Here is an 18,545-nt window from a genome sequence, read left to right as displayed (position 1 = left end):
CCAGATGACATTATCTGGGAGTATTGATAGCATGATGCAAATTAAATGATAGACTTAGCAAACGGAAGTTGCTCATGCAGAATATTGTTCGTGTAGTACAGAATAGGGCGCAAAAACATCCTCATCAAAAAGCCATTTTCTATTTAGAAGACGGTGAACACAAAACCGCAGAACTTACTTTAGGTGAACTGGATAAGCAAGCACAAATTATTTCTGCGCATTTACAAACCTATCAGGTAACAGGCAATCGCGTCATCCTTCTTTACCCAACAGGAGTTGAGTTTATAACGAGCTTGATGGGATGTTGGTATGCTGGTGTGGTCGCAGTGCCAATACCTTGCCCTAAAATGGATGAATTGACACACCATGAGGCATTCCTGAACGCCATTGCTGAAGATGCCGATATTGCTGCTGTTTTAAGCCTGTCTCAGTACCATTCAAGTATTGAATCAATCCTAAAAAGAAAAGTACCGATATTGGCCACTGATGTGCTCAAGACCCAATCGACCCGAAATTTTCAATCAATTTCTATCAATGAGGACACCATAGCCTATTTGCAATATACTTCGGGCTCAACTTCTGCCCCTAAAGCAGCAATCATCACCCATGGAAACTTGCAGCATAGTTTGCAAGAAACCATTAAGGTTTGGCATTACACTAAGAAGAGTGTCACCTTGACCTGGGCTCCTCATACCCATGTATATGGGCTAGTATGTGGTATATTGGTACCACTCTATCATGGAACACCCGCTTTTATTGTACCTCCATCTGCATTCATCAACAGACCTGTTACCTGGTTATCTGCTATTTCAACATATCGGGTAACACATAGTGGTTGTCCTAACTTTGGTTATGATGTTTGTGTGCGCGATATTAAAGAAGCAGAGCTTTCTCGGCTTAATTTAAAACACTGGAAAGTGGCAATCAATGGTGGCGATATTGTTCAATATCAAACACTTATGGATTTTGTTTCCAAATTCCATTCCTGTGGTTTTCAATTAAAGCAATTTTGTTCTGCATACGGTATGTCTGAATTATCCGGCGCAATCGCGGTGACGTCTTTTGGTTGCGAACCACATTGTATAGCACTTCAAGATAATGAGAATCTGCAACGACGATTGGTTAGCAGCGGTAAATTATTAACGGGATTGCAGGCAATTGCTGTGGATCCAGAAACAAAACAGCCCGTTGCTGCCGGGGAAACGGGTGAAATTTGGTTATCCGGCAAATCACTGGCCCTTGGTTATTGGCGACGTCCTGATGAAACCCAAACAGTGTTCAATGCAACTGTACCCGGCAGTGATCTTCGCTATTTTAAAACCGGAGATCTTGGATTTATCCTGGATAACGAAATTTATTTAACTGGAAGATTAAAAGAAGTCATTGTTATTTATGGAAAAAAATATTATCCACTTGACTTGGAAATCACCGTAGCCAATGCACTTTCCAAATTCCAAATTAAACTCCCCCAAGTAGCATTTTCTACAGGACATGGGAATAAAGAAAAAATTATTATTGTGCAGGAGCTGTCGGAAGAAACACCTCCATCACTATGGCCTGAAATCAGGAATGTGGTTCGTCATGCCATTACCAAACATCATGGTGTGGAAGTTCATGCAGTAGTTTTAAGCCCTAAAGGAGCAATTCCCAAAACCGGTAGTGGCAAACTGCAACGAAAAAAAGCTCAATTATTATTTGATGAGAAAAATCTTGCCGTATTAACCCAGGATTTATCAGAAAAGCTCCCGGGAAATCAGAATGCAAACGGTGATAAGGAAAATCAATTCATAAGCCTGGTAGCTAATGTACTGAAAATAAATGAAAAAGAAATTGCTTTGGATGCACCCCTGAGCCGATATTCCTTTGATTCCATTAATATCATTCAGCTCACAGCCTTACTTAACGAAACCTATCAGCTCGTTTTATCCCCTGCAGCTTTGTATGAATATTCTACTTTAGAAGAATTTTATACGGATTTATTAGATAAAAAATCGGAAAAGTCGCTATCGGTGGAAGCAAAACACTCCATTAAGGAAACAAACGACATCGCCATTATTGGAATGAGTGGCGTTTTCCCACAAGCACCCGATGTGGCTACCTTTTGGGATAACTTATGTCAGGGAAAAGATTGCATCAGTGAAGTACCTTCATCACGCTGGAACTGGCAAAATTTAACCGTACGCTGGGGTGGTTTCATTGATCATGTCGATCAATTTGATGCAACATTCTTTAATATCTCCCCTCGCGAAGCAGAATTAATTGATCCACAACAACGATTATTTTTACAAACCGCTTGGAAAACAATTGAAGATGCAGGATATAACTCGTCCACCCTTGCAGCATCGAAAACCGGCCTGTTTGTAGGCGTATTTAATCATGATTATGCTGAATTATTGCAAAAAAATGAGGTAATGGATGCCTATCTTACGACGGGCACCATGAACAGTATGATTGCCAATCGGATCTCCTACATTTTAAATTTGCGTGGGCCGAGTGAAACAATTGATACCGCGTGCTCCAGTTCTCTGGTTGCTGTTCACCAGGCAGTCCATGCGATTTTGCAAGGTGATTGTGATCTTGCACTTGCAGGTGGAGTAAATACTTTAATTACCCCAACTTCTTTTATTGCAGCGAATCAAGCCGGCATGTTAAGTGAAGATGGACGTTGCAAAACTTTTGATAAAAACGCCAATGGGTACGTACGCGGTGAAGGTACAGGTGCCATTTTATTAAAAAAATTAACGCAGGCATTGCGCGATGGCGATCACATCTATGGGATAATCAAAGGAACTGCGGTGAATCATGGCGGACATGTGAATACGCTTACTGCACCCAACCCAAATGCCCAAGCAGAAGTAATCATTACTGCATGTCAACGCGCTCAAGTACCCATCGACAGCATTCAATACATCGAGACCCACGGCACCGGCACACCACTCGGTGATCCCATCGAAATTAATGGCTTAAAAAAGGCATTTCAACATTTGGCATTAGAACAGAATCTCGAAGCCTTGCCAAAACAGTACTGTGGATTAGGTGCTGTTAAAACAAACATTGGCCATTTGGAATCCGCGGCAGGAATTGCAGGAATCATTAAAACTCTGCTCGCCATGCGCCATGCGATTTTACCCGCGAATTTGCATTTCAATGAATTAAATCCTTATATTGAAATTGAGGACAGTCCATTTTATCTCCTTGATAAAACAACTAAATGGCCCAAAGCAGCAGGAACCCCCAGAAGAGCGGGAGTCAGTTCATTTGGTTTTGGTGGTACAAATGCTCACATCATCCTTGAAGAAAGTCCGGAACGCATACACGCTCCATCCCCTAATCATTTCTCTTATCTGATTTGCTTATCGGCGATGACAATGTCCGCTTTGCAGCAACGAATTGCTGATTTGCTTAGCTGGCTGGATCAGCAACAGGATTTACCAAGTCTGGCTTCACTCAGTTACACCTTAAATGCAGGCAGACGCCATTTTGCCAAGCGTTTGTGCCTCATCGTCAAGACTGTTGCCGAATTAAAGGAACAGTTAGGCTCTATTCTATCCAGCGAAGATCTAGAGCAGTATTTAGTTGCGATAGAGTCAACAAATCGTGATAGCCCTGCTGATTTGAATCATATCCGCAATCATTATCTACAGGGAAAATCGATTGATTGGGGCACAATCTATGGTAATTATCAGGAAAAAATCTCGCTTCCTGCTTATCCCTTCGCCAAAGAAACTCATTGGGTGGAAATTAAAAATAATTTATACCGCAAAGTACATGCATTGCTCGATGAAAATCTCTCTACGTTTTCCTCATCTATTTTTAGTAAGCAATTTTCAGGGAAAGAATTTTATTTGTGTGAGCATCGAATAAATGATGAGTCCGTACTACCTGGCGCTGTATGTTTGGAAATGGCGCGTGCTGCAGCCAGTCTGGCTGCAAGTAATCAACATGCAGCTACTCTAAGCAATCTTATCTGGAAAAAACCGATAAAAACTTCGGATTGGTCCAATCCAGTACATGTCCATTTATTTCCTGAAACTGATGGTGTTTCATTTGCAATCACAAACACAGATGCGACTGTTTCTTATGTCAGCGGAGACATTCATTATGGGGACCATTCTCCCGATAGCCGCCATACTCCACTTCCCATTCAGGAATTAAAATCAGTATTGCCCCATACTCAAGATCCTGAGGCCATTTATACTTATTTTAAACATGCAGGCATAACCTATGGCCCAAGTTTTCGCGTCATTCAGACCCTTCATTTTAGCGAGACTCATCTCTTGGCAGAACTTACCCTGCCCTCCTCTGTGCCTGCCCAGCACGATGAATTTATAATACATCCTTGTTTGTTCGATGGGATTTTACAAACAACTCAGGCTTTGCTTAAAAATCGTGAGGTGCTTTATCTGCCTTTTGCTATTACCCAGATGGATATTTATAAGCCTCTGGCAAATACCTGTTATGTATATGCCCATCTGATTTCTCCTGCAGATAATCACCATATGCCCGTTTTTAATATTCAAGTCAGCGATGCTGAAGGGGCACTCTTGTTGGGCATTACGGGATTTACCTTAGGTGCGGTGCAAGACTCGATTAAACCTGAAGAAGCTACTATCGCCTATTATTCTCCTGTATGGGTTGCTCAACCATTGCATTCAGCAACAGGAAAACGCCCAGACTCTATACTGATTCTAGGAAGTAATGAGCAGTTAATAAACTCAATAAAAGAACAATTTGCTGATCCCGGGATATCGTGTCAACGAATACAAAATTCTCATTTTGCACATACCCCTATCGATTCGTTAAGCGAATACATTATTCTTGCTCTGGAAGAATTTGATGAACCCCTGTTTTCGCCTAAAGAGATCCAAAAAAACTTGGATCAAACCTATTATCTGGTTCATAGTTTGGTGACCCAAATCAGTAAACTAAAACCTAAAAATCCAGTCCAATTAATTTGTATCAGTAAAGGACCTTCTCTTTTTTCACGTGCTTTAGTTGGATTTGCAAAAAGCCTGCATCAAGAGCAATCCAACATTTCCTGTCGTTTTATTGAATTACATGATCTTAGTCTGCTGGCAAGGGAATTAACCCAAAATGAAATTGAAGTTCGGTACGATAAACAAAATCACCGCTCTATTCGACGTTATGAAGCCCTCCCCTCATCCATATCAGCAGCACCAATTCTCAAAAAGTCAGGGGTTTATTTAATTACTGGCGGAATGGGAGGACTGGGTTATTTGTTCGCATCGTATTTGGCAGAAGAGTATCAGGCCAAAATCGTATTAACCGGGCGTTCCCCTATGTCTGAGCACGTTCAAAAGCGCATTGCAGAACTTGAAAAGCACAGTGCCTCAGTGGTTTATATACCTGCTGATGTGTCATCCTACGAGGAAGTCCTAGCCCTTATTCAAAGTACTAAAAAGCATTTTGGCGCGATTAACGGCATTATTCATGCTGCGGGCCTTACCCACGATGGACTTATTGTAAATAAAACAGTGCCTGAAATCGCAAAGGTTTTAGCACCCAAAATTTACGGCGCCTGCAATTTACATACTGCAACACGTAACGAGGCTTTGGATTTCTTCGTCCTCTTTTCATCCGTAGCCGCCGTATTCGGTAACATGGGACAAAGCGAATATGCTTATGCCAATTGTTTTCTGGATGAATTTGCTCACGAGCGGGAACAGCAAAGAGCCTTGGGCCATTGCTTTGGCCGAACGCTTTCAATTGCTTGGCCACATTGGGAAGAAGGAGGATTGCAGATTGCCCCTGAATACCAACAGGTGCTGGAGCAAACCTTAGGTATCATCAGTTTATCCACGCAACAAGGATTTAACGCACTCTTACAGACTTTGCAGTATGATGCTGCACATTGCATTGTTCTCCCGGGCTATCAACTAAAACTCCTGAGCGCATTGCAGAATAATTCCGTGTTAAAACACTCTATGAGGACTCATCCTCCGGAACTCAATTCGAATTTACGTACACAAACCAGACCTCTTTGGACACTCATTGTAGAGAAAGAAGCGCGCGGAGGCACGGAGCAATGCGCCTCTGCAGCAGAATTTCAAAAGAAGGATATTGAAGATTTTTTGAGAAAAATACTGGCAGAGACTTTGAAATGCGCACCAGAGCGTATTGATAGGAATTTGCCTTTTGAAAATTATGGCATCGATTCCTTGATGATCATTCAACTCAACCAACGTTTAGGCAATGAATTCAGGGAGTTACCCAAAACATTATTTTTTGAATACCGAAATGTAGCAGATTTAGCTGACTACTTCATGGAGCATTATGCCCATGAATTAATTCAACGCCTACCTGCTGATGCAGTAACGAAAACGAATTCAGTCTATCCCTTGGTAATCGCTCCCAAACGACTTAGTGTGACAAAAAATCCATCAAAATCGAGGGATATCGCTATTATTGGGATGAGCGGACGTTATCCTGATGCTAAGGATTTAACCGAATTTTGGCACAATCTGTATGCAGGGAAAGACTGTATCCGCGAAATTCCTCCAGAGCGATGGGCTTTGGCGGACTATTTTGATATGCATCAAGATCAGCCGGGTAAAACGTACAGTAAATGGGGCGGCTTTTTAACAGATGTGGATCAGTTTGACCCGCTTTTTTTTAATATTTCACCGCGCGAAGCCGCGTTAATGGATCCCCAGGAGCGATTGTTTTTAGAAACTGCATGGAAAACCGTAGAAGACGCCGGATATGCGCGTGACGCCTTAGCGGGGCAAAAAGTAGGTGTCTATGTGGGAGTAATGTACGGGCAATATCAATTATTTGGTAACGAATCTACACATGCCAATCAATTTGTTCCCACAAACTCCATATTTGCTTCAATTGCCAATCGAGTATCCTATTTTTTTGATTTGCATGGTCCGAGTATCGCACTGGATACCATGTGTTCTTCTTCGCTTACAGCAATCCATTTAGCATGCCAAAGCATACATGAAGGCGAATGCGATATGGCCCTTGCTGGTGGAGTGAATCTTTCCCTGCATCCCAATAAATATCTCTTGTTAAGCCATGGAAAATTTTTAGCACGTGATGGGCATTGCCGTAGTTTTGGCGAGGGTGGCGATGGTTATGTACCGGGTGAAGCCGTTGGCGCAATCCTGCTAAAACCCCTAGATAATGCACTTGCAGATGGCGATCTTATTTATGCAGTGATTAAAGGCAGCCACCTCAATCATGGGGGAAAAACAAACGGTTACACAGTACCTAATCCTAATGCACAAGCAGACTTGCTTGCTGAAACCTACCAAAAAGCCAATATTGACCCAGCATATATCAGTTATATTGAAGCACACGGCACTGGAACCTCACTGGGCGATCCTATTGAAATTGCTGGATTAAATAAGGTATTTAGCCAAAGAAAAATGCAACAATACTGTGCTATTGGTTCTGTAAAATCCAATATTGGCCATTGTGAGTCTGCCGCAGGGATTGCTGCGGTCACCAAAGTGGTCTTGCAATTACAACATCATACTCTGGTACCCTCTCTTTTTTCTGAACCATTAAATAGCAATATTAATTGGTCCACAACACCATTTCGTGTGCAACACACCGTAAGTGAATGGCAACAACCATTACCCAATGCACCACGCATTGCCGGAGTCAGCTCTTTTGGTGCAGGAGGTGCTAATGCTCATCTGATTTTATCCGAAGCCCCAGAGACATTGGATGGACCAACAAGGAATAAATCACATTATTTGCTGACCGTATCTGCCAAGACAGAAATTGCATTAAATCAACGTCTGGATGATTTGTTAACTTGGTGGGAAAACAATCCAGCAGCAGAACTGGAGCAAGTCAGTTACACATTAAATACAGGCAGAACTCATTTTGATTGTCGTTGCGCTATGGTGGTCAGTTCACTAGAGGAAGCAATTCACTGTGTACAACAATTTAAAGCACAACAACAACCTGCGCAATTGGTTCTCCAAACAGATGGAACAAATACCTCTGAAACCAGGCTATTGAGTCCCACCCTCTTACCCATCCTGATGCACCAATCGTCTCAGCCTTCCCAATATAAAGAAACGTTATTGGCGCTGGCCAAACTTTATGTAGAAGGCCAGGAGCTGGATTGGAAACAAATCCATGCAGGTGAATCCAGGAAAAAAATATCCTTACCTACTTATCCTTTTGCCAAGGAGCGTTACTGGTACTCTGATGTGGACCAATGCAGCGTAATTCAGGAAAGACAAACCGATTCGCCATTAATGCACAATGCACTCATCGACAAGGTCAGCTCGTTTCTTACTCGGCAAGTAGTCCAAATATTGAAAATGAACCAACACCGAATTGCACTAGAAAAAAATCTTGGTGAGTACGGGATGGATTCGGTGCATTTTATTGAATTGGCTAAAAAGATCGCTGAACGCTACCAAATCGAGTTTACCCCCGCCATCTTCTTTACACACAGTAGTGTGAGCTCAATCGGTCAATACCTGATGAATCAATTTCCGGAAGCCATAGCTAAAGCACATCATGAAGCAGCACAACTGCCAATTCATGCTCCTACGATAAAACCCAGGCAGAGAGTAACTGATGGAGCTGAATCGATTGCCATTATTGGTATGCAAGGGCTTTTCCCACAATCCGATGATCTTGCTGCATTTTGGCAGCATTTGCTCGCAGGTGATGATTTAGTGACCGAGATCCCTATAGAACGCTGGGACTGGCGTGATTATTATGGGAATCAAGCGCATCAAAGTAACTCCAAATGGGGCGCGTTTATCACCAATTTCGATCAATTTGATGCAGGTTTTTTTAATATTTCCGCCCGAGAAGCAAATCTCATGGATCCGCAACAACGGCTCTTTTTGGAAATTGTATGGAAAACCATTGAAGATGCAGGTTATGACCCCTTTGCCTTATCCGCGCAGAACATTGGCGTTTTTGCCGGCGTTGAGTTTAGCGAATATCAGACCTTAATTGCCAAACAACAAAAAGAACACCATGGATTTATCGCCACGGGTAATTCGCATAGCATGATTGCCAATCGTGTTTCTTACTTTTTCAATTTTCAAGGCCCAAGTGAAGCCATTGATACCGCATGCTCAAGCTCATTGGTTGCAATTCACCGTGCAGTACAAGCAATCCGTCATGGCGAATGCGATTTGGCTGTTGCAGGCGGCGTAAGCCTCATATTGAGCCCCGATACCCTGGTAGTCACCAGCCAACTGGGGGCTTTATCTGCAGAGGGTCGTTGCAAAACTTTTGCTAAAACCGCAGACGGCTACGTTAAGGGAGAAGGTGTAGCCAGTCTTTTGTTGAAACCTTTAAAGCAAGCACAAGAAGACGGGGATCATATCTATGGCGTCATTAAAGCAACCGCAGTAAATCATGGCGGCAAAGCGCAATCTTTGACTGCGCCCAATGCAGCCGCACAAAGCGAGCTATTGATTCGCGCCTATACCCAAGCTCAATTCGCTCCGGATACGGTAACTTATATTGAAACCCATGGGACAGGTACTGCCTTAGGTGATCCTGTGGAAATTGAGGGTTTAAAACGTGCATTTGCAACCTTACTTTCATCTGAAGTCAAGCAAAACTCGATTGCCTTAGGTTCTGTAAAAACAAATATCGGTCATTTAGAACCTGCATCGGGAATTGCCGGAGTGATTAAGCTGATTTTGGCCATGACGCATGAAACCCTTCCGGGTATTTTGCATTTGCATGAATTAAATCCCTATATCAATTTAACCGATACGCCATTTTACATTGCCCAAGAGACCCAAACCTGGCAGCGCATCAAAAATGAAGCTGGAAATGATATTCCATTGCGTGCTGGAGTCAGCTCATTTGGATTTGGTGGAACCAACGCCCATATTATTCTCGAGGAAGGCCGTCCCCATCAGCGAATGGCCGAAAACCGGCAAGCCAAACCCTATTATTTAATCACGCTTTCTGCCAAACGCCAGGAAAGCATACAGCAAAAAATAGTGGATCTGCACCAATGGCTTAATCAAAATAAGGAAACAGTTTCCCTACCTTCACTTAGTTTTACGCTCAATGTTGGGCGAGCGCATTTTATTTACCGTTGTGCCCTGGTGGTCGATTCTCTTGATGCGTTAGCGAATGCGTTGACCTTATTAGTTAACCATGAAATTCCCGAATATTGCATGATGAATGAAGGCCAAACCTGCACGATTCAAGGGCCAGCATTTGATGAAGTATATCAGGCAACAATTAAAGCCTTAGTTCAGCCCGAAAATTCGGATCAATATCGTCATAAATTATTTATTCTGGCGGATTTATATACAAAACACTATGTCATTGACTGGCAACATGTTTATCACGGAGAAAAGATACACCGTTTGGGTTCGTTACCTGCTTATCCATTCCTCAAACAGCGTTACTGGTATGATTTGGAATCCGATTTCATGCCTATGCCACAAACATCTATGAGCGCGACGTGCCGTGGCTTGTCCACGGCATCCATGGATCCCGCGTACAAGACGCGGGATGTAGGCTCTACGATAAATCATCAACAAACCCTGATGTATTTACAGCAAATCTTCGCAAAACAATTAGGTACTTCTCCCGAACTCATGCAAGCAGATGAAACGTATGAGGTTTTTGGAGTAGACTCCTTGATTGGTTTGGAAATTACCAATCGATTGGAAAAAGATTTTGGCACCTTACCTAAAACATTGCTCTATGAACGCAATCGATTAAATGATTTAGCAAACTACTTGCTCAAAAATTATAAAGAAAAATTATCCACACTGGTGTTCGAGGGCAAGAGCATACCCTTAGCAACACCTCTTGAAACGAAAGCAGTTAAGCCTCTAACCGCTTCACCCAAGATAAGTCATTCATCTCGTGATATTGCCATTATCGGGTTAAGCGGCACATTTCCTATGGCCAATTCTATGGATGAGTTTTGGCAGAACTTAAGTTGCGGACGCGACTGTGTCAGTGAAGTTCCTGCTGATCGCTGGGATTACAAAGAGTACCCTGTAATAATTGGAGGAGAAGAACACTATTTCCCCCATGGGGGATTTATTCCTGATATCGATAAATTTGATCCCCTGTTTTTTAATATTTCACCACGCGATGCAGGACTGATGGATCCACAAGAACGCTTGTTCATGCAATCCGTATGGTCCACCTTGGAAGATGCAGGGTATACCCGTGACAAATTAAAACGTAAAGCCCAAAATTCAGTCGGTGTCTTTGCTGGGGTGACTTATAATTTTTACCCATTATTTATCGCGGAAGAGTGGCAAAAAGGAAATCGGGTGCCTCTGGATATTCAATCGTTTTCAGTGGCAAACCGGATTTCTTATTTCCTTGATGTCAACGGTCCAAGCTTCGTTGTCGATACAGCATGTTCCTCCTCCTTGGCGGCAATACATTTAGCGTGTGAGAGCCTCTTGCGTGGTGATTGTGCCATGGCGATCGCTGGTGGCGTTAATTTGTCATTACATCCCAGTAAATATCACTTCCTGGGCAGTTTTAATTTTATGTCCGAACAAGGACGGTGTGCTAGTTTTGCTGAAGGGGGAACAGGTTATGTGCCAGCAGAAGGGGTTGGCGCTGTATTATTAAAACCTTTAGCTGATGCAATTGCCGATCATGATAGGATTTATGGGGTAATTAAAGGAAGCAGTATGAATCATGGAGGCAAAACCAGCGGCTATACTGTTCCCAATCCTAATGCCCAGGCTGCTGTAATTCTCCAGGCTTTAAAAAATGCCGAGATTGACGCACGAACGGTATCTTATATTGAAGCGCATGGCACAGGCACCGCATTGGGGGATCCCATTGAAATTCGCGGCTTACAAGATGCTTTTGAAAACTACACCGAAGACAAACAATTTTGTGCGATAGGTTCCGTCAAATCCAATATTGGACACCTGGAGTCCGCAGCAGGCATATCGCAATTGGCCAAGGTACTTTTACAAATGCGTCACCAAAAATTAGTACCCACACTACATAGCACGCAATTAAACCCTTTTATTGATTTTCAAAATTCCCCTTTCTATGTTCAGCAAGAACTAAGCGATTGGCAACCCGATAATAATTCGCCACGTCGGGCTGGAGTGAGCTCCTTTGGGGCTGGCGGCGCCAATGTGCATATGATTATTGAAGAATACATTCCCCCAATACTTCCCCAAAGTGCACTAAATAGCCCCTACGTTTTCTTATTATCTGCATTAAATGAAGAACGTTTGGCAATACAAATACAGCAAATGCATCGTTATGTGCTGCAAAACAGCCATACACGAAATAAAGAATGGCTCAGAGATGCGTGTTTTACTTTACAAACAGGACGAGAGCACATGACGGCACGATTTGCAGTAATTGCGGAAAATACAGACGAATTGCTTGCTGCACTGGCAAACTATCCTCATAACAATGGCCCAAATACCTGGATAAATTACACGACTCAAAGTAACCACCAAGCAGCTACTCACATAGAGGAATTAATCAGCAACGAGCTCTATGAAGAATTAGTTCAGCATTGGATTAATGGGGCGAAAGTGGATTGGGAACGATTATACAAACACTTACCTAATCTTATTTCGTTACCTACTTATCCATTTACTAAACGACGCTGTTGGATACCTACAAAAGAGGTAGAAACACTTCCTATAGCCCAGCCAACGCTGCAACCAGCGATTCAACTTCCCAGTACCAATACAGAACAGGTTGATGTCCAAGATTGGCTTTACATCACTCAATGGGAGAAAAATCCGCAAACGACTCAGTCTGCATCAATTCCTCAAAAGGGGAAATGGCTCATATTCTGTGAACCGGAGTCAGTACCTGCATTAAAGCAGGAACTTGGTGAACAAGCAGGGATTTATTGTTTTGCTCGCAATCAATTTGCATCAACTCATGATCAGGAGTACACCCTCAATGCCTCACAAAAAACAGATTATGAACTGCTTTTTACAACACTTCATGCCCAACACGAAGACAATTTAACAGGCGTCATCTATGTATGTTCTGTATCTGATGCAAATGAAGAAAACCATGCCGATCCAAGTCTGGCATTACTCTATTTATTTCAAGCGATGGTAAAGCATTCTTGGTCGCATCAATTAACTTTTTGTCTTGTATCACAATCGGCGCAGGAGGTTGACCCCTCGGATACCCTCAACATCTGGCAACATCATCTCTGGTCCATGACCCGTATTTTTGCCGCCGAACAAGCAAAATACCAGGCTTTATTGCTTGATTTGGATGTGAATGAAAACAGAGAACAAAATGCCAAGATCCTGATTAAGGAGTTAGGGCTTTACCAAACCCAACAAAATCATATTGCCTACCGTGCTTCCGAAAGGCACACCATTCGCTTCATTCCTCATAGACTACCGCAAAATCACGAGGTGATTCCTTCCTGGAAAGCGCCTGTAGCAGCTTTGATTACGGGTGGCTTAGGAGCTTTAGGCTATGAAGTAGCAGAATTTATCGTCACTCAAGGAACCCGCTTTGTTTTGCTTACAGGAACAACAGAACTCTCACCACATACGTCAGAAAAAAATACATGGCTCCGACAGTTAGAAGCAAAAGGCGCACAAGTTCGGTACGCTGCGGTTGATGTTGCTGATAAAGAGCACATGCGCATAATCATCAAAGAGGCAGAAAAAACCTGGCAACAACCTATTGACGGTGTTTTTCACTTAGCGGGAATCACTACGGATAATGTCACTATTGAGAATATGAATGAGGCATTATGGCGTGACGTATTACGCGTAAAAATACACGGTTCATTAGTCTTGCATGAACTCTTTTTACAGGCTCATTTGTCTTCGTTTGTGCTGTTTTCTTCCATTGCGGCAGTTCCCCATTTTGGTATGGCAGGACTTAGTGCTTATGCTGTGGCGAATGAGTTTATGAACGGACTTTCCTTATATCGTCGTAGTATGCAATTACCTGCATCAAGTATTAACTGGGTCGCTTGGTCAGAAAAAGGAATGAGTCATAGACACAATCATGATGCATTTTTAGATGCTGTAGGGATGGCCTCTCTAAGTATTAAAGAAGGAATTGCTTTATTGAATGCCTTGCTGAGACTTAACCCCGCTGAAATTACAGTATGTAACATTCAATGGAAAAAATTTTTACACGTGAATGCCACAGCCAAGCAACTTGATTTCTTTACCCATTTTGTTGCCGAGTATGCCTCAAGCACTCAAACAGCATTTGTTTCCTCATTGAATCAGGAAGAAATTACTGCATTAGTCTTGAATTGCTTTGCATCAGTATTAGGATTAGAAGTCACTGAAATTGATAGAGAAACACCTTTCCAACAGTACGGAATGGATTCAATTACGGGTATCGATTATACCGAACAACTGGGTAAACATTTCCCTGATGTCGTCGCACCGATGGATTTATATCGCTATCCTACTTTAAACCAATTAATTGATTACATCATGCAACGCGTGCAAGTCAACTGTGCACCAGTGCCTGCGCCACTTATTAATGCGGAAGGGAGCATGGATCTGGATCTGTTAAATGAAGCACAGCTCAATGAACTGCTTGAGTTGGAATTAAACGAATTAGAGCTGACTTATGAATGATACAACTACCTTAAAAAAATCATTGTTAATGATCCAAAAGCTCAAGAAGCTTTTACAAGAGCAGAATGAAAAATTATTTGATCCCATTGCGATTATTGGAATGAGCTGTCGCTTACCTGAAGCCAATAATCCTCAAGAATTTTGGGAATTATTATGCCAAGGCAAAAATGTCATTTCACCACTTCCTGACACACGCTGGGAGCTCCTGAAAGGAACTCGAGAAATGGCACAACGTGATGTTAATTTGCCTTATTGGGGTGGTTATTTACCCCAGATTGACGCGTTCGATGCGTATTTTTTTGGTATTAGCCCACGTGAAGCAACGCGAATGGATCCACAACAACGCATTTTATTGGAGGTAGCCTATGAATCACTTGAAGATGCAGGTTTGACCGTTGATGCCTTAGCAAGCTCCAATATGGGTGTTTTTTCCAGTTTGTATGCAAGTCAGTTTAGCCACCTGCAAAAACTGGATTCAGATATGGATGCTTTATTTATTCCTACAGGGAGCGCCATCAGCATGGCAGCAAATCGATTATCGTATTTATTCGATTTGCGTGGCCCCAGCCTGGTACTAGATACGGCGTGTTCGTCTTCGCTCATCGCCATTCAATTAGCATGTTTAAACCTGCACGCAAAATTATGTGATACTGCCTTAGTGAGTGCAGTGAATATCAACCTTTTACCTTCCATTCATTCAGTTTTAGCCAAAGCAACCATGCTCTCTCCTACCGGACAATGCCATACTTTTGATGCCAAAGCAGACGGTTACGTGCAAGGAGAAGGTGCAGGCGCCATTATTTTGAAACCGCTTGCCAAGGCATTACAGGACAAGGACAAAGTCTATGCAGTAATCACTGGCGCCGCAGTGAATCAAGATGGCAAAACAAACGGCTTAACGGCGCCTAATGGTTTGCAGCAAGAACAACTATTACGGGCAGCTTATCGAACAGCCAAAACAGATCCCGCCCATGTTTCCTATATCGAATGCCATGGAACAGGCACGTTCCTTGGCGATCCCATTGAAATTCAAGCCTTAGGCGAAGTAATCAGTAAAAATCGCAGCACCGATAAGCCGTGTTGGATTAGCTCAGTCAAAACCAACGTAGGTCATTTGGAACCTGCTGCAGGCATTATCAGTGTGATTAAAACGGCTTTATCCTTAAAAAATGGTTTGGTTCCCCCCCATCTTAACTTTAACCAGGCCAATCCCCATATTCCGTTTGAGCGTTATTCTTTGCAGATTCCCCATCAACCGGAACAATTACCCAGATACAGCGATACCGGTATTGCTGGAGTAAGTGGTTTTGGTTTTGGTGGAGCTAATGCCCATCTTGTATTACGCGAACTCTCTCTAAATGAGCAGCCCATTTTTACCGATGGGATCTCCAGAGATAAAGAATTATTTACCCTTTCTGCAAAAGAAAAATCTGCATTATCTGCATTAATTGCTCGTTGGTGTGATTATTTAAAAAATAATCCGGAAACAAATTTGGCACAGCTTTGCTATAACCTCCATATCAGGCGCTCTCATTTTGCACACCGTGTAGCAATCATAACTGATTCAGTTACTGATCTTTACCAAAAACTGTTTGCGTTGCGTACCGATCCAGATGCTCGAAATGAGTTTGTATTTATCAATCACGAGCAAAAAAAATCCATTACCCCTAACCCGATATCTGAGTTTTCTACTTTGGATTTGCCTGCTTTAGCAAAAAACTATGTCGCCCATGCGCAGATTGATTGGAAAAAATATGAAGAAGAACGTTCTTATGCACCTCTGGATTTGCCGTTTTATCCATGGCAACACAAAACATATTGGCCAACCCTAGAACAAAACATCAATGAAAGAATCAATACAACCTATCCCATGCGGGGTAAAGTTCTTGCCTCGCCTTTACCCGCACGACAGTTTGAGTTTGTCTTTGATACAAAAGTAATGCCTGAAGTTCAGGATACTTTTTATGTTTTGCATGCAGGTTATTATCTGGAAATGTTAGCCTATGCAACCAAGCAATTATCGCAAAAAGCCTCTTTTAAAGTACGAAACCTCAATTATTTATCACCCCTATTAGTTTTGGATGGGAAAACCATCTTGGTACAACTTATCATCCAAACAGATGAAGAGGGCATATTATCCTTTCGCTTTTACAGCAATGATGGCAAAGAATCGTGGATAGAGCATGCAAGTGGTACTTTAGCCCTGAATATTTTGCCCTCGTACAACCAAATTGAAACCCAGGACGAACTCCTGCAACGACTCCCTGTCTCGGGAACTGGTGAACTGTTTTATAACCGAATAACAGGCATGGGCATGCCCGCCGGTGATACGATTCGTTGGGCACAGCAATATTGGGCGAATAAGGATGAACTGTTTTGTGAGTTACGCGAACCCAAGTCCTCAGAGCGAGGGAAACAATTTGTAACCCGAATGCATCCAGGTATTATTGATGCCTGCATTCAGACACTCTTTTTATTGTTGCCCAAGCAATTCACCAAACCCTATATTGCATCACATATGGGCGCTTTAGAGTTTTATGGCTCAGTAGAAGATCAGAAATATATATACACTGTATTAAAAGAACTGCATCCAGAAGGAAAATACATCATTGCTGACTGGTACTTGCTGGATAAAAATCATGAATTGATCGCTGCATGCCATGATCTGCGCATGACCGTACTCAATGATACCCTGCAAATTAACCAAATTATGGAGATTCAATCCCAATTCCAACTCGATTTATCATTGCCTTATGAAGTGTGTCAAACCAAATTGATTCGGTACTTAACGGAGCAATTTGCGATGATTTTTTCAATGCCCCAAGACGACATCAAACCCTTCCAATCCTTGCATGAACTAGGAATGGACTCACTCATGGCGCTGGCAGTGATCCGAATCATAGAAACAAACTTAGGCATCACTTATTCTTTGCCTTTGATGATGCAAGGACCGTCCATTCATGAGATTGCCGAGTATGTATTAGCAAGCCAATGGTTAGGTTCCCAGCAAGAACCTCCTGTACCCCAAGCTCAATTTGAGACTAAACCTCTTCAGAAATTCGCTATAGAACCAGTAGTGCAAGGAGACCCGGAGCACTTTCCCACGCGGTCTACTCTCTGGATCGCCAATCGAACAATACAAGCTAATGCACAAGTACGTTTGTTTTGTTTCCCTTTTGGCGGTGGCGGTGCTTCAATTTATCGCGAATGGCAACAGGAATTTCCTGATTTCATCGAAGTATGCCCCATCCAATTGCCAGGCAGGGAAAATCGAATGGAGGAACCACCTCTTGCCAACCTCGATACCTTGGTTTCAATGTTAGCCAATCAGCTTAAACCCCAATTCAACCTCCCTTTTGCTTTTTTTGGCCATAGTTTTGGTTCCCTTATTGGATTTGAACTGAGTCGCTATTTACGTCGCCATAATTTGCCGCAACCCGCACATCTATTTGCCTCAGCATACCCTGACCCGCGTATTCCCTCCAAAAGCTTGGATAATTTGCTGACAACACTGCAGCAAATGAATATTAACTTATTTGATTTAGACCCAGAACGAATCAGTGAGTTAGACGACGAACAATTAACGGCTTTATCCATAGTATTTAAAGAAAACGGCATTGTTGATTACAGTGATGAGCGGATGAATAAAAGTATTATTAAAGTCTTATTACCGATTTTTATCAGTGATATGAATATTGTAAAAAGCTACGGTTATCGTGATGAATCGCCTTTAAAATCAAATATTACCGTATTTCTAGGCAAACAGGATACTTGGGTCTCTCCAGAAGATCATTTAGGGTGGGCGGCTCATTCATTGGAACATTGTGAATTCCAACAATTTAATAGTGGGCATCTGTTTATAAGAGAAAAAGAAATAAGATCACAAGTAATTCAAAAAATTTCAGAGAAACTTCTGCGTTTTAGTACAGCAGATTCTGAGATCTAAGCCCCTCTGGACCGTATATAAAGCTGAGAGGTGTCGCC

Annotated in this window: 2 protein-coding genes; both read left to right on the top strand. The window is 42.4% G+C overall.

From position 1 onward, the window contains the following. The first annotated feature begins 74 nt into the window (after nucleotides 1-74). Nucleotides 75-14,561, top strand: a complete 14,487-nt coding sequence (locus tag LXO92_RS04440; protein ID WP_232890446.1) for an SDR family NAD(P)-dependent oxidoreductase — start codon at nucleotides 75-77, stop codon at nucleotides 14,559-14,561. Beyond that, nucleotides 14,554-18,507 (top strand): beta-ketoacyl synthase N-terminal-like domain-containing protein, encoded by a 3,954-nt coding sequence (locus tag LXO92_RS04435; protein WP_232890445.1) that lies wholly within the window; start codon nucleotides 14,554-14,556, stop codon nucleotides 18,505-18,507. The genes LXO92_RS04440 and LXO92_RS04435 overlap by 8 nt, the downstream gene beginning before the upstream one ends. Nucleotides 18,508-18,545 lie beyond the last annotated feature (38 nt).

It is taken from the genome of Legionella resiliens, from assembly GCF_021344005.1.
GTDB lineage: Bacteria > Pseudomonadota > Gammaproteobacteria > Legionellales > Legionellaceae > Legionella > Legionella resiliens.
This window is presented reverse-complemented; position numbering and strand designations above follow the sequence as displayed.

What these genes read in the sequence shown, in the direction of transcription:
- LXO92_RS04440 (WP_232890446.1), top strand. Translation starts at nt 75, where the DNA reads ATGCAGAATATTGTTCGTGTAGTACAGAATAGGGCGCAAAAACATCCT.
- LXO92_RS04435 (WP_232890445.1), top strand. Translation starts at nt 14,554, where the DNA reads ATGAATGATACAACTACCTTAAAAAAATCATTGTTAATGATCCAAAAG.